The 20,724-nt window shown below is 37.3% G+C and carries 25 protein-coding genes and 2 tRNA genes; 7 read left to right on the top strand and 20 right to left on the bottom strand.

What is annotated here, in order from left to right; genetic code table 11:
• Positions 1-75 precede the first annotated feature (75 nt).
• From rpsD to HMPREF0518_RS03595, 5 genes are all read left to right on the top strand, one after another.
• Positions 76-687, top strand: coding sequence for a 30S ribosomal protein S4 (gene rpsD, locus HMPREF0518_RS03615; protein WP_003626182.1), 612 nt, complete (start codon positions 76-78; stop codon positions 685-687).
• Positions 688-776: 89 nt separating this feature from the next.
• A complete protein-coding gene (locus HMPREF0518_RS03610) occupies positions 777-1,244 on the top strand; it encodes a YueI family protein (protein WP_003626181.1) in 468 nt (155 codons plus the stop codon).
• Complete coding sequence (locus tag HMPREF0518_RS03605) at positions 1,244-2,557, top strand: replication-associated recombination protein A (RefSeq protein ID WP_003626178.1); 1,314 nt, start codon at positions 1,244-1,246, stop codon at positions 2,555-2,557. Before HMPREF0518_RS03610 ends, HMPREF0518_RS03605 begins: the two co-directional genes overlap by 1 nt.
• 299 nt (positions 2,558-2,856) lie before the next feature.
• Positions 2,857-3,138: a hypothetical protein gene (locus HMPREF0518_RS10590; protein WP_003626176.1), complete on the top strand. Its 282-nt coding sequence runs from the start codon at positions 2,857-2,859 to the stop codon at positions 3,136-3,138.
• Positions 3,139-3,205: 67 nt separating this feature from the next.
• Positions 3,206-3,670, top strand: coding sequence for a universal stress protein (locus tag HMPREF0518_RS03595; RefSeq protein WP_003626174.1), 465 nt, complete (start codon positions 3,206-3,208; stop codon positions 3,668-3,670).
• A gap of 66 nt (positions 3,671-3,736) precedes the next feature.
• Here the strand turns inward: HMPREF0518_RS03595 and HMPREF0518_RS03590 are convergent, their stop codons facing one another.
• The 18 genes from HMPREF0518_RS03590 to HMPREF0518_RS03510 form a co-directional block, all read right to left on the bottom strand.
• Positions 3,737-4,930: an FtsW/RodA/SpoVE family cell cycle protein gene (locus HMPREF0518_RS03590; RefSeq protein WP_003626172.1), complete on the bottom strand. Its 1,194-nt coding sequence runs from the start codon at positions 4,928-4,930 to the stop codon at positions 3,737-3,739.
• Positions 4,931-4,951: 21 nt separating this feature from the next.
• On the bottom strand, positions 4,952-5,179 hold the full coding sequence (locus tag HMPREF0518_RS03585; protein ID WP_003626171.1) for a DUF2969 domain-containing protein: 228 nt from the start codon (positions 5,177-5,179) through the stop codon (positions 4,952-4,954).
• A gap of 8 nt (positions 5,180-5,187) precedes the next feature.
• Positions 5,188-5,481 (bottom strand): membrane protein insertion efficiency factor YidD, encoded by a 294-nt coding sequence (gene yidD, locus HMPREF0518_RS09660; RefSeq protein ID WP_003628023.1) that lies wholly within the window; start codon positions 5,479-5,481, stop codon positions 5,188-5,190.
• A 13-nt stretch (positions 5,482-5,494) separates the two neighbouring features.
• Entirely contained in the window at positions 5,495-6,484 is a 990-nt protein-coding gene (gene mreB / locus HMPREF0518_RS03580; protein WP_003626168.1) for a rod shape-determining protein, read from the bottom strand.
• A gap of 83 nt (positions 6,485-6,567) precedes the next feature.
• Entirely contained in the window at positions 6,568-6,798 is a 231-nt protein-coding gene (locus HMPREF0518_RS03575; RefSeq protein WP_003626167.1) for a DUF1146 family protein, read from the bottom strand.
• 63 nt (positions 6,799-6,861) lie between these two features.
• Entirely contained in the window at positions 6,862-7,302 is a 441-nt protein-coding gene (locus HMPREF0518_RS03570) for a F0F1 ATP synthase subunit epsilon (protein WP_003626166.1), read from the bottom strand.
• Positions 7,303-7,313: 11 nt separating this feature from the next.
• The gene (gene atpD / locus HMPREF0518_RS03565; RefSeq protein WP_003626165.1) at positions 7,314-8,753 is read right to left on the bottom strand and encodes a F0F1 ATP synthase subunit beta; all 1,440 of its coding nucleotides are present in this window, start codon (positions 8,751-8,753) and stop codon (positions 7,314-7,316) included.
• A gap of 22 nt (positions 8,754-8,775) precedes the next feature.
• Positions 8,776-9,738 carry a F0F1 ATP synthase subunit gamma gene (locus tag HMPREF0518_RS03560; protein ID WP_003626164.1) on the bottom strand — a complete coding sequence of 321 codons (963 nt, stop codon included), beginning with the start codon at positions 9,736-9,738 and terminating at the stop codon, positions 8,776-8,778.
• A gap of 10 nt (positions 9,739-9,748) precedes the next feature.
• Entirely contained in the window at positions 9,749-11,260 is a 1,512-nt protein-coding gene (gene atpA, locus HMPREF0518_RS03555; RefSeq protein ID WP_012211671.1) for a F0F1 ATP synthase subunit alpha, read from the bottom strand.
• Between the two features lie 14 nt (positions 11,261-11,274).
• Positions 11,275-11,823, bottom strand: a complete 549-nt coding sequence (locus HMPREF0518_RS03550; protein WP_003626162.1) for a F0F1 ATP synthase subunit delta — start codon at positions 11,821-11,823, stop codon at positions 11,275-11,277.
• Positions 11,823-12,332: a F0F1 ATP synthase subunit B gene (gene atpF, locus HMPREF0518_RS03545; protein WP_003626159.1), complete on the bottom strand. Its 510-nt coding sequence runs from the start codon at positions 12,330-12,332 to the stop codon at positions 11,823-11,825. The genes HMPREF0518_RS03550 and atpF overlap by 1 nt, the downstream gene beginning before the upstream one ends.
• Positions 12,333-12,383: 51 nt before the next feature.
• Positions 12,384-12,608 carry a F0F1 ATP synthase subunit C gene (gene atpE / locus HMPREF0518_RS03540; protein ID WP_061287255.1) on the bottom strand — a complete coding sequence of 75 codons (225 nt, stop codon included), beginning with the start codon at positions 12,606-12,608 and terminating at the stop codon, positions 12,384-12,386.
• A 28-nt stretch (positions 12,609-12,636) separates the two neighbouring features.
• Complete coding sequence (atpB, locus tag HMPREF0518_RS03535) at positions 12,637-13,350, bottom strand: F0F1 ATP synthase subunit A (RefSeq protein WP_003626156.1); 714 nt, start codon at positions 13,348-13,350, stop codon at positions 12,637-12,639.
• 123 nt (positions 13,351-13,473) lie between these two features.
• Positions 13,474-14,103, bottom strand: a complete 630-nt coding sequence (gene upp / locus HMPREF0518_RS03530; protein WP_003626154.1) for a uracil phosphoribosyltransferase — start codon at positions 14,101-14,103, stop codon at positions 13,474-13,476.
• A gap of 83 nt (positions 14,104-14,186) precedes the next feature.
• Positions 14,187-15,188 (bottom strand): L-threonylcarbamoyladenylate synthase, encoded by a 1,002-nt coding sequence (locus tag HMPREF0518_RS03525; RefSeq protein ID WP_023192923.1) that lies wholly within the window; start codon positions 15,186-15,188, stop codon positions 14,187-14,189.
• Positions 15,189-15,193: 5 nt separating this feature from the next.
• The gene (gene prmC, locus HMPREF0518_RS03520; RefSeq protein WP_003626150.1) at positions 15,194-16,036 is read right to left on the bottom strand and encodes a peptide chain release factor N(5)-glutamine methyltransferase; all 843 of its coding nucleotides are present in this window, start codon (positions 16,034-16,036) and stop codon (positions 15,194-15,196) included.
• Positions 16,029-17,117, bottom strand: coding sequence for a peptide chain release factor 1 (gene prfA / locus HMPREF0518_RS03515; protein WP_003626148.1), 1,089 nt, complete (start codon positions 17,115-17,117; stop codon positions 16,029-16,031). Before prfA ends, prmC begins: the two co-directional genes overlap by 8 nt.
• 16 nt (positions 17,118-17,133) lie before the next feature.
• On the bottom strand, positions 17,134-17,733 hold the full coding sequence (locus tag HMPREF0518_RS03510; protein ID WP_003626146.1) for a thymidine kinase: 600 nt from the start codon (positions 17,731-17,733) through the stop codon (positions 17,134-17,136).
• 149 nt (positions 17,734-17,882) lie between these two features.
• Here HMPREF0518_RS03510 and HMPREF0518_RS03505 point away from each other — a divergent pair, with 149 nt between their 5' ends.
• Positions 17,883-19,235: a Mur ligase family protein gene (locus HMPREF0518_RS03505; RefSeq protein ID WP_023192922.1), complete on the top strand. Its 1,353-nt coding sequence runs from the start codon at positions 17,883-17,885 to the stop codon at positions 19,233-19,235.
• A gap of 87 nt (positions 19,236-19,322) precedes the next feature.
• Here HMPREF0518_RS03505 and HMPREF0518_RS03500 read toward each other — a convergent pair.
• Both HMPREF0518_RS03500 and HMPREF0518_RS03495 read right to left on the bottom strand, forming a co-directional pair.
• Positions 19,323-19,395: transfer RNA gene (locus tag HMPREF0518_RS03500), tRNA-Gln, on the bottom strand.
• 5 nt (positions 19,396-19,400) lie between these two features.
• Positions 19,401-19,472 (bottom strand) — tRNA-Glu (locus tag HMPREF0518_RS03495).
• Positions 19,473-19,552: 80 nt separating this feature from the next.
• Between HMPREF0518_RS03495 and HMPREF0518_RS03490 the strand changes: the two genes are divergently transcribed.
• Positions 19,553-20,566 carry a serine hydrolase domain-containing protein gene (locus HMPREF0518_RS03490; RefSeq protein ID WP_003626141.1) on the top strand — a complete coding sequence of 338 codons (1,014 nt, stop codon included), beginning with the start codon at positions 19,553-19,555 and terminating at the stop codon, positions 20,564-20,566.
• The last annotated feature ends 158 nt before the right edge of the window (positions 20,567-20,724 follow it).

Raw genomic sequence — 20,724 nt, 5'->3', positions numbered from 1 at the left:
AGATGCACGAATGTTGAACTTATTTGTAATATTTTACTCCAGAAATTATTATTTTAAATTTTATGGAGGATTTTTATGTCAAGATATACAGGTCCAAGTTGGAAACGTTCAAGAAGATTAGGTATCTCACTTTCAGGTACTGGTAAGGAAATCGCACGTCGTAACTACGCTCCAGGTCAACACGGTCCTAACAGCCGTGGTCGTTTGTCAGAATATGGCCAACAATTACACGAAAAGCAAAAGTTACGTTGGATGTACGGTTTGAACGAACGTCAATTTAGAACTTTGTTCATTCGTGCTGGTAAGATCCGTGAAGGTGAACACGGTACCAACTTCATGATTTTGCTTGAACGTCGTTTGGACAGTATTGTTTACCGTCTCGGCTTAGCTACTACTAGAGAACAAGCTAGACAATTAGTTAACCACGGTCACATCACTGTTGACGGCAAGCGTGTTGACATTCCTTCATACGAAGTCAGTGTTGGTCAAACCATTGGCTTGAAGGAAAAGTCAAAGAACTTGCAACAAGTTAAGGATGCCTTAGATGCAGTTACTGCTCGTCCATCATTTGTTTCATTTGATGACAACAAGATGGAAGGTACTCTTGTACGTTTGCCAGAACGTGACGAAATGGAACCAGAAATTGATGAATCACTCGTTGTTGAATGGTACAACAAGTTACTTTAATTTTTACATTTTATTTTGTCAAAAACCTTTCCCAGTATTGGGGAAGGTTTTTTTGTTACAATTAATAGTAATAAAGAAAGGATGATTTTATGAGTGATGATTTAAGTAAACGCGTAGAACAAGCTGCGCAAGGAATAACCCCACAGACTAAGCCTGATGAGCGACGTCGATATTTAGGTTCATTGCGTGAACGTGTTTATGTCCGCATGAACAATACTGAAGTAAAGGACCCAGAACTCACTAGTCTTTTCTTAAAACACATTGACGATTTCAAAGGCTACACTATTCTGATTAATGGCAACATTACTGACGATGGATTCTTAGGTGAAGTTGAAGCAGCTTGCAGCAAGAAAAATATTCCTTTTACCTTAGTTAACAATGAAACTGCTAAAACTGGTCCTGAAGATTCTGCTGTTTTAGTAGTTTCTAAGAATGCAATTAATCGTCAAAGAATTGAAATTACCCAAGTATACGCTCCTGAAATGCCAAAAACTGAATTAAAAGCACCCGAAAAAAAAGAAAGCTTTTGGCATAAACTTTTACATGGTGAAAAATAATGAAACCATTAGCTTATCGAATGCGTCCGCAAAATCTTGATCAGGTCGTCGGACAGCAGCATTTAATTGGTCCTGGTAAAATTATTCGTCGAATGGTTGAAGCCCGTCTTTTATCATCGATGATCCTCTATGGCCCTCCTGGTATTGGTAAAACCAGTATTGCAAGTGCAATTGCCGGTTCCACTAAATATGCTTTTCGAAAATTAAACGCAGCTACTGACGGAAAGAAACAATTACAGCAAGTTGCCGCAGAAGGGAAAATGAGCGGTACCGTGATTTTATTATTAGACGAAATTCATCGTTTAGATAAAACTAAACAAGACTTTCTTCTACCCTTGCTTGAATCAGGACAAATCATTTTAATCGGTGCCACGACAGAGAATCCATATATCTCTATCTCCCCCGCTATTCGTTCACGTTGCCAAATTTTTGAATTAAAGCCTTTATCCGCTCAAGATGCTTCAAGCGCAATTGACCGTGCCTTAACAGACAAAGAAAACGGCTTAGGCAATTACCCTGTCGAATTAACTGACGACGCACGTTCTCTTTTAATCGAAAAAGGCAATGGTGATCTCCGCTCTACTTTAAACTCATTAGAGCTTGCAGTATTATCCACCAAGCAAGAATTAAAAGACAATCATCAAGATACAAACTCTATTGTAATTACTCAGCAAGAAATGGCTGATTCCATCCAAATGAAGGTCCAAAACTTTGATTCTTCTGGAGACGGACACTATGATTTGGTATCAGCTTTTCAGAAATCGATTCGAGGCTCTGATACAGATGCAGCTTTGCACTATTTAGCAAAATTAATCGAATCAGGTGACCTGATTTCAATTTGTCGACGTCTTTCCGTCATTGCCTATGAAGATATAGGGCTAGCCAATCCAAGTGCCGCAGAACACGCCATATTGGCCATTCAGGCTGCACAGACCCTAGGATTTCCAGAAGCCCGCATTCCACTTGCCAATGCAGTAATTGAGCTGGCTCTTTCACCTAAAAGCAACAGCGCTATTACTGCCATCGACCGCGCAATTTATGACGTTAAAAATAAAAACATTGGCTCTATTCCAGTTAATTTAAAAGATGCCCATTATTCCGGTGCTAAAAAATTGGGACATGGGGTTAATTATATCCACCCTCATGATTTCGAAAATGATTGGGTTGCTCAACAATACTTGCCAGATAATCTGTTAAATGCAAGTTACTTCACTCCTAAAGGAAATTCTAAAGTCGAAGAAAGATATAAGCTGATTTATCAAAAATTAAAGAAAATGCAGCATGAAAATTTAAATAAGCACTCTAATAGTTAGCGCATCCTGTTGACAAGGCTAATCTGATTGCGTATTATAATAAGTGATCTGAGTTGATCGACAAGCTTAAATGTATAAAGTTGACCGATCAAACTAGAAGACGTGGGAGTTAGCAAATAACTACCGAATCGGAATACTGTCTCGTCACAGGATCCATATTCGCTGCGATGTTAGCTCAAATTTTGAACACTGCGGGTTCAACAAGCGTCATTATGCTTTGTTTAGTCAACTCGGATTTCTCTTGAATATCAGGAAGGCGGTCTTAAAAGGCCGTCTTTTTATTATTGGAGTTAAAATAAATGATAATAAAAATTGTAATGATTGTTTTTATTCTACTTTTGCTTTTGACCGCATGGTATATGTGGCATAGACGAAATGGACATTTTTTAATCTATGACGTAGGCGGCAATCCTCGCTTAACCAACGTCTTAAAATGGACTTCAATTGCCTTAGTAGCTGAAAGTGCAATTGGAATTGTCATCTTATTTATGGGCAACAAATATCTTAACTTGATCACACTATTTCTTGCCTCCCTCACAATTCTTGCTTTCAGTCTTTTAATTACAGATTCCAAAAAATAAAAATATAAACCTTCTAATAATAGATGAAATTTTGGTAAAATAGATATCAGGAAGAGGTGTTTAGAAAATGCTTTCACAATATAAGAATATTCAAGTTTCCGTCGATGGTTCTAAAGAAGCCGATTTAGCTTTCAGCAAGGCCGTTGCTATTGCAAAACGTAACCACGCTACATTGGAAATCTTACACGTTATTGATACTCGTTCCTTCCAAAATGTTTCAAGCTTTGATTCAGCAATGGTAGAACAAGTTTCTAAAGATGCCGAAAAGAGAATGAAGGATTACCAAGCTCGTGCTAACAAGGCTGGCGTAACAGATTCTCATTATTCAATTGAATTTGGTTCACCTAAGGCAATTATCGGTCATGATTTTCCTAAGAAGCACAACATTGACTTAATCGTTGTTGGTGCAACTGGTTTAAACGCAGTAGAACGTTTATTAATTGGTAGTGTTACAGAATACGTAACTAGAACTGCTAAATGTGATGTTTTAGTATGTCGCGCCAAAGAAATTGCTAACGCATTAGAAGGCTAATTTCTATATTATTAATCAAAAAAGGTATTTAAGTTCTAAGCTTAAATACCTTTTTTTATTTATATTCTAGAAATCACCAGCAGTACTAAACATGTAATCACGATTGTGGAATTTCATTGATAAAATCAAACCAATACCAATCATGTTTCCTACCAAGGCTGAACCACCTTGAGAAACAAATGGCAATGGAATACCAGTCAATGGTAACAAATCAATATTCATACCAATATTTTCAAATACGTGGAATAAACTCATCATAATAACACCCGTAGAAATGTATGAATAAAATGCATTTCTAGTATTAAATGAAATTTTTACCATTTGAATAATCAGGTATAAATAAATCAAAATCAATGCTACACAGCCTACGAAACCGAAGTTTTCTCCAATTACAGAGAACACCATGTCAGAACCACGAACTGGCACATATACGCTGGCTTTACCAAAGCCATTACCAAAAAGTTGACCTGATCCAATCGCCTTCATACTCTGCCATAACTGGTAAGCACCTGATGATGTATCCCCTGATGGATTAAGCCAAGACTTAATTCTTTCAAACTGATATGCCTGGAAGAAATGGCTTAAAAATGCTTGTCCTCCTGGCGTTACCACCATTAGAATAACTGCAATCGCACCAACGATGACTATTCCATATAGAGGAATTATAATCTTCCACGATATACCGGAAACTAATACTACACCACCAACAATCGCGATAAATACCAGCATAGTACCAAAGTCATTCTGCAATTTTAACAGAATTGCTACAGGTGCAAGCCAAGCAACTATTTTACCTAGCAACAACCAATCTGATTTAATTGTATGACCATATTTATCATTATGATCTTTAACTACGCGTGCCAACATCAAAATAAACGCTGGCTTCATTATTTCAGAAGGCTGAAATGTAACCGGCCCTAACTTGAACCAACTTTTTGCCCCAGTATCTGCTGCAACGCTACGATTATAGAAGAACAAAACCGCTATTAACAAGAATATTCCTATCCCAAAGAATATCGGCGCCACCTTAAATAATTGATCAGCATCAAACTGCATTACAATTACGACAATTACAATAGAAATCAGATACCATAATGCCTGCATAACCACAGCTTTAACAGGCGAACCAATATGACTTGGATCCCCTAGTGCAGCTATGTAAATACAATACAAACTGATCAAGGCCAATAGCGCTACGGGAATGATAATATTCCATGCTAATCGGTCAATTAGACTTGTTTTGTTTTCAACTTTTGCCATTAAATAATCACTACTTATATTTTATTTTTCATGCAATGTAAAGTATGAAAGTAAGTCATTGATACTGCTTTCTAGACTATTAGCAAATAATACATTGCTAGTCTTAGTCGTAGTAGCACGATAACGACCTTCAACCTTTTCGATTAAACCAATGGACTTTTTGTTAGGAATGATAACTTCCCAAGTTGGTAAATTCTTACCCTTAAGTTCATTAACTTCAATATCAATATTTTCTAACTTTTTAGACATAAATCCTCCTACTTGCTATCCGAGTGAAACTTAGATGCAATAATTTCATCTTCGTATCTCTCAGGATGTGGATTTCGAAAAACAGTAAAATTATCAGGAACTGGGTCCACCCCACCGCGTACAAATGGGTTACATCTTAGTGTACGACTAATTCCCATAATTAGTCCTAAAATTGGTCCATGTTTTTTCAAAGCATCGATCATGTAATTAGAACATGTGGGATAATACCTACAACTCGGCGGAAATAATGGTGAAATCAAAGTCTGATAAATGCGTACGATAAAAATCAAAATCTTCCGCAAGTAATCTCCTCACTTAGTGTCGTTGATGTTTTTCAATATTCTTAAGCAAAGTACCAGTTCCCAAAGCAACAGCTTCCAATGGGTGATCAGCTGTTAAAACTGGAACTTGCAAGTAATATGATATCAACTTATCAATATTCTTCAATAGTGCTCCACCACCGGTAAGCATGATACCACGATCAATGATATCAGCTGAAAGCTCAGGTGGCGTAGTTTCTAATACTTCTTTAGCCACTGCAATGATTGACATCAAACCATCTTGCAAAGCATGTTGAATCTCAGGGGCAGTAACTGTAGTTTGCTTAGGTAATCCATCAACTACGTCACGACCACGAACCTTAATTTGTTGATCTTCATCTGGTTCAAATGCACTACCGATTTCAATCTTAATTTGTTCGGCAGTTCTTGAACCGATCAATAAATTATGCTTATTTTTAATGTAGCTAATAACCGCTTGATTCATTCGATCACCAGCATAACTAAGTGACCGTGAAGTAACGATCTCACCCATTGATAAAACGGCAATATCAGTAGTACCACCACCGATATCAATAACCATATTACCTTGTGGTTTAAAAATATCAAGTCCTGCACCTACTGCAGCTACCTTAGGTTCAAAGTCAAGGTAAACTTTGCCACCGCCTGATTTTTCGGCAGCTTGAATAATTGCCTTCTGTTCAATCGAAGTAACTCCTGTAGGAGCACAGATCAAAATATTAGGCTTAGACATAAAGCCTTTTACATTTAACTTTTCAATAAAGTATGACAGCATTTCTTCTGTAATATCGAAGTTCGCAATTACGCCATTCTTCAATGGACGAATTACGCGAATATTACCTGGTGTTCTTCCCACCATTTCATATGCCTCTGAGCCAACTGCTACTACTTTATTAGTATCAGTATTAACAGCCACTACAGATGGTTCATTTAAAACTATCCCTTTTCCAGAGACATTGATTAGTACATTAGCTGTTCCTAAATCAATTCCTATATCTCGTGCCACGATAACCCTCCATAATTATTCATCGTCCATTTTACCATAAATAAATAATAGTTTCCTTTACTGTCCTTGTTTTAACACAATCTTTAGAACAAATTGCTTAATTGCATCGAAGTATCGATAAATGTAATTACAAAATTACCAACCAAAAAGCCTAAAGCAATGGCTATAAATAAATATAATAATTGTGTTTCAAACACATGACCTTTACGAATTATTTTTTCAAGTTGCACAGCTTTCATTGCCTGAAAAGACAATCCTATTGTAATCAAATAAATTACTATGCTAATAATGGCATGAACGCCTAACTGAAACATATTCTTTTCCTTTATTTAATAAAAAAGACGGATGCAAAATCTGCATTCGTCTTTTTATCTCTTTTAGTGACCTTTAGTGTTGTAAACACTAATTCTGTTCATTGCTCGTCTTAAAGCAACCTCAGCACGTTCAAGAGTACGCTCATCATGCTTTTCACGTGCTTCCTTTAGACGCTTCTCGGCTCTTTCCTTAGCGGCTTGAGCACGAGATATATCAATATTTCTGGAACGTTCAGCACTATCTGCAATAATCGTAGCTACGTTATTGGAGAATTCAATATAACCACCACTAATAGCGATATGGTCAATTCTTGAATCCATTTCACGACTACGTTTAACCTTAACTTCACTAATTACTAATGGAGTTAATAAAGGTACGTGATTATACATTATTGAACGTTCACCATCTATGGCACGCACATCAACGATGCTTCCACGATGTGAATAAATCATTCCATTAGGAGTTACAACATCTACTCTAAAAAGCTTTTCTGGATCTGCCATTGGACATCACCCTACTTTTCTAGTAATGCTTTAGCTTCTGGATCACTTGGAGTTACGCCCATTTCTTGTGCTTTCTTCAAAACATCTTCAATTGGACCAACGCCACGGAACGAATCTTCTGGTAAGTCATCAAGATGACCATCTAAGATAAGCTTAAAGCCCTTAATGGTTTCCTTAATTGGAACATATGAACCTGGAACACCAGTAAACTGTTCAGCAACAAAGAAGTTTTGTGACAAGAAGAATTGAACTTTACGTGCACGTGCAACGATCAATTTTTCTTCATCAGACAATTCATCCATACCCAAAACAGAAATAATATCTTGCAATTCATGGTAACGTTGCAAAATATGTTGTACTCGCGTAGCAACTTCATAGTGTTCTTTACCAACAACTTCTGGATCAAGAGCACTTGATGATGATTCAAGCGGGTCTACGGCTGGATAAATACCTTGTTCAACCAAACTACGTTCCAAGTTAGTAGTAGCATCCAAGTGTGCGAATGTGGTTGATGGAGCTGGGTCGGTATAGTCATCGGCTGGAACATAAACGGCTTGAATTGAAGTAATTGAACCCTTCTTAGTAGAAGTAATTCTTTCCTGCAATTGTCCCATTTCAGTTGCCAAAGTTGGCTGGTAACCAACGGCACTTGGCATACGACCAAGCAAAGCTGAAACTTCTGAACCAGCCTGAGTAAACCGGAAAATGTTGTCGATAAAGAGCAAAACATCTTGACCTTCAACATCTCTGAAATATTCAGCAAGAGTCAAACCAGTTAACGCAACACGCATTCTGGCACCAGGCGGTTCGTTCATCTGACCAAATACCATGGCAGTTTTACTTAAAACGCCTGAAGCTTTCATTTCGAAGTAAAGGTCGTTACCTTCACGAGTTCTTTCACCAACACCAGTAAATACGGAAATACCACCGTGTTCTTGAGCGATGTTGTGAATTAATTCCTGAATAATGGTAGTCTTACCAACACCGGCACCACCAAACAAACCAACTTTACCACCACGGACGTATGGTTCAAGCAAGTCGATAACCTTGATACCAGTTTCAAGGATTTCACGACTAGTAGTCAAATCTTCGTACTCAGGTGCTTCCTTATGGATGCTTTCACGAGGGTGATCCTTTGAGAATGCTGGGCCACCATCAATTGGTTGACCTAAAACGTTGAATACACGACCTAATGTATCTTCCCCAACAGGAACTGAAATTGGGCCACCAGTATCTTCAACTTTCATACCACGTCGAAGACCATCGGTAGATTCCATGGCGATCGTTCTTAAAACACCATCACCAAGCTCAACTGTAACTTCAAGAACAATACTTTCGTTCTCGGATTTAATTACACGCAAGGCATTGTTAATATTAGGTAAATTCTTATCGATTGGGAATTTTACATCGATAACTGGGCCGATTACTTGAACGATTTCACCTTCACTCAAAACATCTACCTCCTTTTCTTTATTACTCTAAGGCATTTGCACCACTGATAATTTCAGTAATTTCAGTAGTAATTTGTGCCTGTCTAGCACGATTTAATTTCGTAGTTAAATTTGAAACTAAATCCTTAGCATTATCAGTTGCACTTTGCATTGCTGTCATTGAACTAGCATGCTCTGCAGTCTTTGCATCCAAAATAGCACCATAAATGGTTGAACGCGCATACTGTGGTAACAACTTCATTAATACTCTATTAGGATCTGGTTCAATATCATATTCTAATTCTCTATGTGCTTCAGCTTCTTTAACACCAATATCTAAGTCGACAATTTGCAGCATCTTTTCAACACGAAATGCAGATGATAATGAATTTACATGGTGCGTATAACATACATAAAGTTGGTCAAACACACCGTTCAAAAACATCTTGATCGCTGTTGAAACGATTGGCAAAACTTCATCAAAAGTTGGGACATCAGAAACACCATTTTTTTCATAAACAACATTAACATTGTTCTTCTTGAAAAATTGTGCTCCAACTGAACCTACAGCCAAAACTTTAACATCATGACCTTGCGCACGTTCATCTTCAAAGATTCCCATCATGTTCTTAATAACATTACTATTATAAGAACCTACCAAACCACGATCACCACTCACTACTAAAAAGCCAGTAGACTTAATATTTTTTCGTGGTTGAATCATATCAGCAGTAATTCCTAAGCCAAATACATCGGTGTAGTCAATCTTGGCAATATTTCTCTTGTCAATTGCTACGTCTTGTTCACGTAAGCTATCTACCACTTGTGAACTAATTAAACGAGAAATGGTCTTACGAACATGATTGTTATAAATGGTATAGCCTTTATCGCGATCTTCAGTTTGGTTTAACTTTGATGCAGAAACCATTCGCATGGCTTCCGTAATCTTACCAGTTTGCTTAACTGAAGCAATCTTCTTCTTCAACTCAAGTAAAGATGCAGGCATATTCTACCTCCTATTTCTCACTTGGTGCAAAGCTCTCACTAAATTCCTCAATAGCTGCTGACAGCTTCTTGTCATCTGGTAATTTACCAGTTTCACGAATTGTCTTAAGCAAGTCAGCATGACTGCTGTCAAAGTTATCAAACAATTCGTTTTGGAAGCGACTAATGTCTTCAACTGGAATAGAATCAAGATAACCGTGAGTCAAAGCATAAAGAATCAAAACTTGTTTCTCAACTGGAATAGGATCATGAAGTGGTTGCTTCAAAACTTCAACAGTTCTTTGACCTCTGTTCAACTTAGCTTGAGTGGCTTGATCAAGATCACTACCAAATTGAGCGAAACTTTCAAGTTCACGATAAGCAGCAAGGTCAGTACGTAAAGTACCAGCAACTTTCTTCATAGCCTTAATCTGAGCGTTACCACCAACACGAGAAACTGAGTTACCAGCATCAATGGCTGGACGAGTACCAGCAAAGAACAAATCACTTTGTAAGAAAATCTGACCATCAGTAATAGAAATTACGTTGGTTGGAATATATGCAGAAATATCTCCCGCTTCAGTTTGGATAATTGGCAATGCAGTCAATGATCCACCACCAAGTTTGTCACTCAACTTAGCACTACGTTCAAGTAAACGTGAGTGTAAGTAGAAGACATCACCTGGGTAAGCTTCACGACCAGGCGGACGACGAAGAAGCAAAGAAAGTTCACGGTAAGCGACGGCTTGCTTAGATAGGTCGTCAAATACGATTAATACATCCTTGCCATTGTACATAAATTCCTCACCCATAGCAGTACCAGCATATGGTGCAATGTATAACATTGGGGCTGGTTCACTTGGGCCCGCTTCAACAACAATGGTGTAATCCATTGCTCCGAAACGCTTTAAAGTTTCTACTTGAGTTCTAACGGTTGATTCCTTTTGACCAATAGCAACATAAATACAAATTACGTCTTGGTTCTTTTGGTTAAGAATTGTATCGATGGCTAAACTAGTCTTACCAGTTTTACGGTCACCAATAATCAATTCACGCTGTCCACGACCAATTGGAACTAAGGCATCAATAGCTTTAATACCAGTTTGAAGTGGTTGGTTAACTGATTGACGGTCCATAACCCCTGGAGCTTTTTCTTCAATAGGACGTGTCTTATCAGATTTAATCTCACCTAAACCGTCAACTGGTTGACCCAATGGGTTAACTACTCTACCGATTAAGGCGTCACCAACAGGAACTGACATAATTCGACCAGTTCTTTGAACACGGTCACCTTCACGGATATTGTCAAATTGACCCAAAATGATGATACCTACATCACTAGAGTCCAAGTTTTGAGCGATACCGTATGAACCGTTATCAAATTTTAATAACTCACCGGCCAATGCATTATTAAGACCGTGAGCCCGGGCGATACCATCACCAACATAAGTTACAACACCAACTTCGTTAATGTCGAGCTTGTCGTCGTAATGTTCAAGTTGTTGCTTGATCAAGGAGCTAATTTCTTCCGCTTTAATGCTCAATGGTTTCACCTCTTTTAATTTTCATCAATTATTTGCGCACGGATCTTCTTCAGTTTATTTTTAACTGATCCATCAATCACGCGATCCTTAACTTGAAGAATCACGCCGCCTAAAATACTTGGATCAACTTTATTCTCAAGACGCACAGCATTCAAATTGTATTTCTTAGCGAAACCATCACCTAAACGCTTAAGTTGATCATCATCCAACTTCACTGCTGTAGTTGCAGTACCAGATGCGATCTTGTTTTTATCATCATAAAGTACAGCAAATTGATTAATGATATCGACCAAATATGCAAAACGATCATATTCAAGCAGTAAATTTAAAAATCCTTGTACTTCTTCTGAAAAAATTTTTTCAATAGCAGTTAAGAAATCTTTTTTATCCTTACTGTTTAAGATAGGATCACTTAAAACGCTAATAACTTGAGGAGTGGCAATTACTGCCTTTTTCAACTCCATCATTTCGTCATAAACATTATCAAGTACTTTATTATCTTGCGCATAGCCGAACAAAGCGGCACCGTAGCGTGCAGCTACTTCTTCTCTACTTAAAGCCATTAATCATCCAACTCCTTAATAAATTGGTCGACTAAATCTTTTTGGTCTTCAGCAGATAAATTCTTAGCGATTACTTTTTCAGCAATAGCTAAAGAAATATCAGCAACTTGATCACGTGCGGAATCTAATGCATCTGATTTAGCCTTAGCGGCTTCTTCATTTGCCTTCTTACGAATTGCTGCAGCATATTCATTTGCACTTGCTACGATTTCTTTGCCAGTTTTTTGCGCATTAGCTTTAGCGTCAGAGAGAATCTTTGTTGCTTCTTGTCTTGAGTTCTTCAAGGCAGCTTCACGCTCGTTAGCAAGCGTTTCAGCCTTTTTGCGATCACTTGCAGCTGAATCCAAGTCATTAATAACTTTTTGCCGCCGCTTTTCCATCATGTCTGATACTGGGCCCCAAGCAAAGTGCTTGATCAGTAACAACAAGATGGCAAAACAAATTAAATACCAGAGTGCGTTACCTAGGTAAATATGATGTGAGGCTGCAAATAATGTTTGAATAGTCATTTACTGCCCTTCTCTCTTTAATACTTAAATCCTTTAGTTTTAAAAAATTTATTAAAGGAAAAGAATCAAGAAGGCAATAACGATAGCTAAAATAGGAACGGCTTCGATCAAACCAACACCGATAAACATTGTTGCTCTTAAGTTATCTGCACTTTCAGGTTGACGAGCCATACCTTCAAGAGTTTTTGAAATAACTTTACCGTTACCCAATGCAGCAGCTAAAGCTGCTAAACCAGCTGCGATGGATGCAGCAAGGTATTTAAAAGCTTCTGACATAAATGACATAAATTTATACCTCCAAAATTTATTCTGTAGTAACCTTCTTACCAATGTAAACCATTGATAAAGTTACGAAAACATATGCCTGGATAGAGCCAATGAAGACAGAGAAACCTTGCCAAATCATGGCCAATGGAGCTGCTAGAATCAATGTAAATGGTCCACCAGCATGTGCTAGATCATTACCAATTAATGTAAGCAAAACTTCACCAGCATAAATGTTCCCATATAAACGTAATGATAAGGTCAAGAAATTGGTAAACTCTTCAACAATGTTAATTGGGAGCATAAAACCAACTGGCTGCGTATAATTCTTTAAATAGCCGCCAACACCAAATCTTTGTACGCCAAATGTGAACGATAGAAGCAAGGTCATCATTGCAAACGACATTGTCGCTACTGGATCAGCAGTTGGTGACTTGATAAAGACCCAATCATCAACTTTGACTTCCATGAACATACCCAATTGGTTCATGAACCAAATGAAAAGAAATAAAACAAATGCATATAAAGATAGGTGTTTTTGCGCATCTACATCACTAACGTTATCTTTAACGATACCATTAATAAAATCTAGTAAATATTCAAAAACATTTTGTCTTTTATTAGGTTTCATTTCAACTTTTCTTGCAAGCCAAAGGCAGATAAGAAAAACTGCTAAAGCCATTAGCGTTGAACCGATGATCCCAGTAAGATCAAAATTCAAACCCATGAATTTAAAAACAAATGATTTCTCCATTACTTCGTGACCTCCCTTCTCGTGTTGAATTAAACTCGAACACTTAAATCATCTTAACACCAAAAAAGTCCTTTGTGTAATATGTAAGCGTATTCTAATGAATATTTTTTTACGAAAAGGGAATTACTTAGTTCCGAATAATCTGTCACCAGCATCACCCAAGCCTGGGAAGATGTAGCCATTATCCATCAACTTTTCATCTTCAGCAGCTGCGTAAATATCAACATCTGGGTTAGCTTCTTGAACAGCCTTAATTCCTTCTGGAGCTGCTACTAAAACTGCCAAATTGATCTCTTTAACGCCGCGCTTCTTCAATGCAGCAATGGCATCATTTGCTGAGCCACCAGTTGCAAGCATTGGATCAACAACCAAGCAATCACGTTCAGCAATATCCTTTGGAGCCTTGAAGAAGTATTCATGTGGCTTCAAAGTCTTTTCATCACGATACATACCAATGACCGCAATTTTAGCTGATGGTACCATGTCAAGAACACCGTTAAGCATTCCGATACCTGCACGCAAAATTGGCACAATTGTCAATTTCTTACCAGCAATTTCCTTTTGGACAGTTTTACCCATTGGTGTTTCAATTTCAACATCCTTAAGTGGTAAATCTCTCGTAATTTCATAGGTCATTAATCCACCAATTTCGCCAACAATTCTACGAAATTCATTTGAACCTGTGTCCTTACGACGAATGATAGTTAACTTGTGTTGAATCAATGGGTGATCCAAAACTACGAACTTTCCCATATATGCCTCCTATAACAAATAATCTGATCATAAATATTTTAATCAAAAACGCAAAGGGTTTAAACCCCTTTGCGTTTTATTTTTTATTTATTAAGATGATGACCGCCAGCAGCTTTGTTCAAACGATTCATATAAGCCAAACTTTCTTCGCCTTCATCGAAGCCTTGAACATAAATAGTTTCAATATCGTCTTTATCATCAAAGTAACGTAATGCACCAAACAAATTATGATCGGCATCAATTAAATTTTTACCTAGGTCAAATTTATTTTCTTCAGGTAAATTAATTTGATCTAAAACCGAACCTAACGCAGCGACACCTGTTTTATCATTAAAATCAATTTTGCCAAAATCAGCAGGATCATCTACTACAACAACGGGTTCGCTTGGAGCATAGTGTCTGTACTTCATTCCTGGAGCTTTAGGTACATCTTTATCTGCGACCTTACCAGTATTAATCAAAACTTTTTCACCGAGGACCTCGCTAAGTTCTTCTGGCGTAATCTCACCAGGACGAAGGACAATAGGAGTTTTGACGGATAAATCAATAATAGTTGACTCAAGACCAAAACGAGTTGGACCACCATCAATAATGCCTGCAATCTTGTCCTTTAAATCATGATAAACGTGCTCAGCAGTGGTTGGACTTGGCTTAGTTGAAATATTGGCAGATGGGCCTACAATTGGATAACCTAATTTAGCAATTAAATCATGGGTCAATTGATCATCAGGACAACGAAAAGCCACTGTATCAAGTCCACCTGTAACGGCATCAGGAAGCGTACCAGGCTTAACAAATAAGAGTAAAGTCAAAGGACCTGGACAGAAGTGCTTGATTAATTTTTTAGCTCTTTCAGGCACTTCTTTGGCATAGCGCTCCATCATTTTTTCATCAGAAACAGTAACAATCAAAGGATTATCGCTAGGACGTCCTTTAGCAGCATAAACACCTTTAACAGACTTTTCTTTAGTTGCGATTGCACCCAATCCATAAACCGTTTCAGTTGGAAATGCTACAAGTTCTCCTTCAGCTAATAATTTAACAGCTTCATCAATTTGATCTTTTTTAAAAATCTTGGTTTCCATAATTTTTATTTTTGCCACCTTCCATGAACCATGCGTGGCTTGCCGGCCATGTCTTTTCTAAATTCAATATCAAAATCAGGCAGTTCTTTAGCAAATAGTTCTTTCAATTGATCTTCTTCGCTAAAACCAAATTCTAAGAAGAATTCACCATGACTATTTAAGTGATCACGAACCTGCTTAGCAAATTTTTTATAAAAATCTAAACCATCATTGCCTGCAAAAAGGGCCTCTTTAGGTTCATTTTGCAAGACATTTTCATCCATTTCTTTTTTCTCGGTTGTCTTAATATATGGCGGATTAGAAATAATCTTGTCAAACTTTTCCAAACCAATTAAGACATTTGCCTTACGCGTTACTACATCAAGATCATAAGTCAAGAAATTCTCTTCACTAGTTCTTAATGCGGCATCAGTAATGTCACTAGCATAAAGAGTTAAATCTTTAATCCCTTTTTTCTCGGCTTCTTTAGCAAGGGCAACCGTAATGCATCCCGAACCAGTACCTAAATCAAGCACCTTATCGCCACTCTTCAACGACTTAAGCGTCCATTCCACGAGTTCTTCAGTTTCAAAGCGTGGAATTAAGACCCCACGCTGCACCATGATTTTATATCCAAAAAACCAGGCATAACCCAAAATATATTGGGGAGAAACGCCCTTGGCTAGCTTTTTAATATCTTTATTTGCTTGCTTTAACTGATCGTCAGATAAAACCATGTCTTGTTTTAACTCAAATTCACTTGGAGTCAAATTAAGACGCTCAGCCAAAACATAGTCAATATCTTCAGGGCAAGCATTTTCAGCAGTTTCGCCTGCCTTAATTCTAATTTCTTTTAAAGTCTTAGGCATTTTGATCAGCCAACTCCTCTAATTGCTTAGTTTGGTTATAAAGAATCAATGCATCGATAATTTCGTCAAGTTCCCCGTTCATTACACGGTCAAGCTTATTGATAGTCAAGCCAATACGGTGATCAGTAACACGGTTTTGAGGATAGTTGTAAGTTCTGATTCTTTCTGAACGGTCCCCAGTACCAATAGCATTCTTACGTTTAGCATCATATTTAGCTTGGTTTTGACTTTCATAGTAGTCATAAACACGAGACTTCAAAATTTGCATAGCTTTTTCACGGTTTTGTTGCTGACTACGTTGATCCTGCATAGCAACTACGATACCAGTTGGCAAGTGAGTCATACGAACGGCACTAGAAGTCTTGTTAATGTGCTGACCACCGGCACCACTTGAACGATAAACATCAACACGAATATCCTTTGGATCAATATCAATATCTACTTGTTCATATTCAGGCATAACGGCAACAGTTGCAGTTGAAGTATGAACACGACCCTGAGATTCAGTTACTGGGATACGTTGAACACGGTGAGCACCATTTTCATACTTTAATTTTGAATAAACCTTGTCTCCAGTGATCATAATGGCAACACGCTTATAACCACCAACTTCAGTTGGTTCTGAATCAATCATTGAAACTTTCCAGTTTTGACGTTCAGCGTATTTTTCATACATTCTAAGCAAATCACCAGCAAAAAGTGAAGCTTCATCACCACCAGCTGCACCACGGATTTCCATGATGATGTCTTTATCATCATTAGGATCCTTAGGCAACATCAAAATTTTAATTTGATCTTCAAGTTCAGGAATTTCTTTTTCAATCTCAGCATTTTCTTCTTTAGCCATTTCGATTAAATCAGAATCCGTTTCATTGGCAATAATTTCTTTATTGTCAGCGATTTCTTTTTTGTCTTCTTTATATTTCTTGTACTTTTGTACAACTTCACGCAAATCGGCTTCTTCTTTAGAAATTTCCATGTAACGCTTAGTATCATTAATAACTTCAGGGTCTGCCATCATTTCTTGAAGTTCTTCATAATGAGCTACTAAGCCCTCTAATTGAGCCATCACTTTATCCATAAATTAAAAGTCCTCTCTATCTCTGAATACCTGGGTGAAAATAATGATAACGACAAACTGGATAGTAACTTTCATCGCCACCAATTTGCACTTGTTCACCTTCATATACAGGTTTGCCATTATTAACCCTTAAATTCATCGTTGCTTTATGACCACAATAATGACAAATAGTTTTCATCTCTTCTATTTTATCAGCAAAAATCAATAAATTTTCACTGCCTTCAAATAAATGATTCTGAAAATCATTTTTTAAGCCAAATGCCATCACTGGAATATTAAATTCATCTACAATTTTGGCACATTCTAAAACATGATGTCTTTTCAAAAATTGTGCTTCATCAATTAAGACACAAGCCAATTTTCCTTTTCCATCAGCTAAATCATGGCTATTCATTTTTTCAATGTATGTATATAAATTCATATCCGCAGTAATTGGAATTGCCTTACGATGAAGTCCAATTCTAGAAGCAACCGTACCAACACCACTACGATTATCAAGTCCACTTGTCATTAAAGCAATTTTTCGCCCTTGTGCCTCATAATTGTGAGCCACTTTTAGAATTTCTATTGTTTTACCACTACTCATTGCACCATAACGAAAAAATAATTGCGACATTCCGGGCCCCTCCCTTTTACTTAAAAGTATTCGCCTAACATAGTATAGAGGAAAAAATAAATTTGTGTAGCTAAATGAACGGTAAAACCTCGTTTTCATTCCTGCTCTATGCTAAACTAAAACATAGTTTTAAAGTGAGGGATTATAATATGAGTTTTAAATCAGGAATCGCCAAAGTTGCGGGAAAGTCTAGTTACTGGTTTTTACATAACGTTTTAAAAGGTGGTACTAGTTTCCCTGGCAAGTTTGCTATGAAAATTGATCCAAACGTTCTTAATTCTTTAGCCCAAGGCTATGAAACCGTAATAGTTACGGGAACCAATGGGAAAACCATGACTACTGCTTTAATAGTTGAAGCCCTAAAGAAAAAATATGGTGATGTTTTAACTAATCCATCTGGTTCAAACATGCAACAAGGGATTGTAACAGCTTTTTTAGCTCATAAACATAAGCGTGTTAAGCGAAAGATCGCGGTGCTAGAAGTTGATGAAGCTAACGTAAAGATGGTAACCAAATTGCTTCATCCTAGCGTATTTGTTTTGACAAATATTTTTCGTGATCAGATGGATCGCTATGGTGAAATTTATACAACTTACGACAAAATCGTCGATGGTATCAAATTAGCACCTGATGCAACTATTATTGCTAACGGCGATGCAAGCATCTTTTCATCAGTTGAGCTTCCTAATAAGAAAATTTTCTACGGTTTTAAATTACCTAATGACAAGCCAGAAAATGATTTTAAGGCTCCTGTTAACACTGATGGCGTGCTTTGCCCTAAATGTGATCACATTTTGCACTACCATAGCAGGATCTATGCTAACTTAGGTGATTTCTTCTGTCCTAACTGCGGATATCACCGTCCTGACTTGACTTTTACAGTCAATAATATTCTTGAACAAACGCCTAATAGTTTGAAATTCCAAATGGGCAACAAGGATTACTCTATTAACATCGGTGGTACTTATAATATTTATAATGCCTTAGCTGCTTATTCAGTAGCTCGTCATTTCGGTTTAACTGAAGCTGAAGTCGCTCAAGCATTTGCTGAAAATAAGCGTATTTTTGGACGTCAAGAATTAATCCATTACGGTAATAGAGATATTGATTTAATCTTGGTCAAAAACCCTGTTGGTCTGGATGAAGTATTGCACATGCTCAATACTGAAAAAGATGACTACTCTTTAGTTGCCTTATTAAATGCCAACCACGCCGATGGTATTGATACCTCATGGATTTGGGATGCTGACTTCGAAGGGCTAAATAAAGACAAGATCAAAAAGATTCTTGTCGGCAGTCAGCGCTGGCATGACATGGGCTTCAGATTAGAGATTGCCGGTTTTGATCCAGGTACTATGAGTACTAATCCTGATTATGACAGTTTGATTGAAGAAATTAAAAAGTTGCCAACTAAGAAGGTCTATATCCTTTCTACTTACACAGCAATGCTTGCACTTAGAAGGAAGATGGCAGAAAAGAAAATTATTAAAGCTGGTATGTAATGTTAAAGATTCACGCAAAGTGAATCTTTGTTATTTTAGGCAAAACAAAAAGGTTTAAGCTGCTCTTAGCTTAAACCTTTATTACTATTGAGATATTGGGGCTCGAACCCAAACATCCAGGAACCAGAATCCTGTGCCTTACCAATTTGGCTATATCTCAATGAATCACCCGTACGAGAATTGAACTCATAACTCCACCTTGAGAGGGTGGCGTCTTAACCATTTGACCAACGGGCGAATCAACATTAATAATTATGCTTTTTTCTTCTATGCTTGTCAAGTCATTTTGTCTATAATAATTTAGTGGATGGTGAAAAATGATCGACTATAATAAAACACAACATTTAATTGAATCAATGGTCTTGGAACGAGTAGTACCAGGCGTTAACTACACTTTTATTAAAGATAAACAAATCTTCACTTCAACAACAGGATTTGCTAGCATCTACCCTACTGTTACTCAACTTAGCCCATTTGCGGAATATGATTTGGCCAGCTTGACCAAGGTCTTAGCCACCAAAAATGTGCTTTTAAAGCTGTATGATCAAGGCAAGCTTAACTTTACTGAACCTTTACAAGAGTTTATTCCTGAGTTCAAGGATTCACGTATTCGCCTTTATCACTTGCTAACTCATACCAGCGGCATCCGCGGTTGGATTCCACATCGTGATGAATTAAATCATGACGAATTATTAAAAGCAATTATTAATCTTCCTGTGACAGGCGAATTCGAACATAAAATGCGTTATGCCGACACCAATTTTATTTTGCTAGGCTTAGTCATTAAAAAGATTTTCAATCGGCCTGTACAAGAAGTTGCTACAACTGAGGTATTCAATCAAATGCCGCTAGCTCATACTACGTTTTCACCTAAAAAAGAAGCCTGTGTACCAACTGCAATTGTTAACGGCCACGTATTGCAAGGAGTACCTCATGATCCTAAGGCAAGACAATTAAGAGCTGATTGTGGATCTGCTGGCCTTTTTTCAACCATGCAAGATCTAATTACCTTTAGTCAAGGCTATCTTGGATTAAAAAAAGATGTACTCCCTTACAGTCAAAAAACGGTCAGTCTGCTTTTTGACAACAAAAATCCAGCTGGAGTAAAGCCTCGTTCTTGGGGCTGGGATCTACGCTTTGACCCTAAAAATCATTATCCGATTATCTTACATACTGGTTTCACCGGTACATTAATGATTTTGGATCGCATTAAACGATCAGGTTTAATTCTGTTGACTAATCGAATTCATCCTACTGGACATAATACAATCTTTCTTGCAATGCGAGAAAAAATCATCCGTAGCTTTTTAAAAGAAAATAGCAAAGCATAAGAAAAAAGGACGACTGTGTATCAGCCGTCCTTTTTATCTCTCACTAAATTTCATCATCCGTCTATATTATAACTTATTTTAAAGTAATTGTCTTAATTAATTATTATTTTCCGTTTTAAACATTTTCCAGTCACTAAAAAGAATAATTAAACTAATAA

Source organism: Lactobacillus helveticus DSM 20075 = CGMCC 1.1877, from assembly GCF_000160855.1.
Taxonomy (GTDB): Bacteria; Bacillota; Bacilli; order Lactobacillales; family Lactobacillaceae; genus Lactobacillus; species Lactobacillus helveticus.
Note: the sequence above shows the minus strand (reverse complement) of the source record. Positions and strands in the feature narration are given on the sequence as shown.

What these genes read in the sequence shown, in the direction of transcription:
- HMPREF0518_RS03570 (WP_003626166.1), bottom strand. Translation starts at nt 7,302, where the DNA reads ATGGCAGATCCAGAAAAGCTTTTTAGAGTAGATGTTGTAACTCCTAAT.
- prfA (WP_003626148.1), bottom strand. Translation starts at nt 17,117, where the DNA reads ATGGATAAAGTGATGGCTCAATTAGAGGGCTTAGTAGCTCATTATGAA.
- atpF (WP_003626159.1), bottom strand. Translation starts at nt 12,332, where the DNA reads ATGACTATTCAAACATTATTTGCAGCCTCACATCATATTTACCTAGGT.
- HMPREF0518_RS03560 (WP_003626164.1), bottom strand. Translation starts at nt 9,738, where the DNA reads ATGCCTGCATCTTTACTTGAGTTGAAGAAGAAGATTGCTTCAGTTAAG.
- HMPREF0518_RS03490 (WP_003626141.1), top strand. Translation starts at nt 19,553, where the DNA reads ATGATCGACTATAATAAAACACAACATTTAATTGAATCAATGGTCTTG.
- upp (WP_003626154.1), bottom strand. Translation starts at nt 14,103, where the DNA reads ATGGGAAAGTTCGTAGTTTTGGATCACCCATTGATTCAACACAAGTTA.
- HMPREF0518_RS03525 (WP_023192923.1), bottom strand. Translation starts at nt 15,188, where the DNA reads ATGGAAACCAAGATTTTTAAAAAAGATCAAATTGATGAAGCTGTTAAA.
- rpsD (WP_003626182.1), top strand. Translation starts at nt 76, where the DNA reads ATGTCAAGATATACAGGTCCAAGTTGGAAACGTTCAAGAAGATTAGGT.
- HMPREF0518_RS03595 (WP_003626174.1), top strand. Translation starts at nt 3,206, where the DNA reads ATGCTTTCACAATATAAGAATATTCAAGTTTCCGTCGATGGTTCTAAA.
- HMPREF0518_RS03550 (WP_003626162.1), bottom strand. Translation starts at nt 11,823, where the DNA reads ATGGCTTTAAGTAGAGAAGAAGTAGCTGCACGCTACGGTGCCGCTTTG.
- atpE (WP_061287255.1), bottom strand. Translation starts at nt 12,608, where the DNA reads ATGTCAGAAGCTTTTAAATACCTTGCTGCATCCATCGCAGCTGGTTTA.
- HMPREF0518_RS03505 (WP_023192922.1), top strand. Translation starts at nt 17,883, where the DNA reads ATGAGTTTTAAATCAGGAATCGCCAAAGTTGCGGGAAAGTCTAGTTAC.
- atpB (WP_003626156.1), bottom strand. Translation starts at nt 13,350, where the DNA reads ATGGAGAAATCATTTGTTTTTAAATTCATGGGTTTGAATTTTGATCTT.
- HMPREF0518_RS03605 (WP_003626178.1), top strand. Translation starts at nt 1,244, where the DNA reads ATGAAACCATTAGCTTATCGAATGCGTCCGCAAAATCTTGATCAGGTC.
- HMPREF0518_RS03510 (WP_003626146.1), bottom strand. Translation starts at nt 17,733, where the DNA reads ATGTCGCAATTATTTTTTCGTTATGGTGCAATGAGTAGTGGTAAAACA.
- prmC (WP_003626150.1), bottom strand. Translation starts at nt 16,036, where the DNA reads ATGCCTAAGACTTTAAAAGAAATTAGAATTAAGGCAGGCGAAACTGCT.
- HMPREF0518_RS03585 (WP_003626171.1), bottom strand. Translation starts at nt 5,179, where the DNA reads ATGTCTAAAAAGTTAGAAAATATTGATATTGAAGTTAATGAACTTAAG.
- HMPREF0518_RS03590 (WP_003626172.1), bottom strand. Translation starts at nt 4,930, where the DNA reads ATGGCAAAAGTTGAAAACAAAACAAGTCTAATTGACCGATTAGCATGG.
- HMPREF0518_RS03610 (WP_003626181.1), top strand. Translation starts at nt 777, where the DNA reads ATGAGTGATGATTTAAGTAAACGCGTAGAACAAGCTGCGCAAGGAATA.
- HMPREF0518_RS10590 (WP_003626176.1), top strand. Translation starts at nt 2,857, where the DNA reads ATGATAATAAAAATTGTAATGATTGTTTTTATTCTACTTTTGCTTTTG.
- HMPREF0518_RS03575 (WP_003626167.1), bottom strand. Translation starts at nt 6,798, where the DNA reads ATGTTTCAGTTAGGCGTTCATGCCATTATTAGCATAGTAATTTATTTG.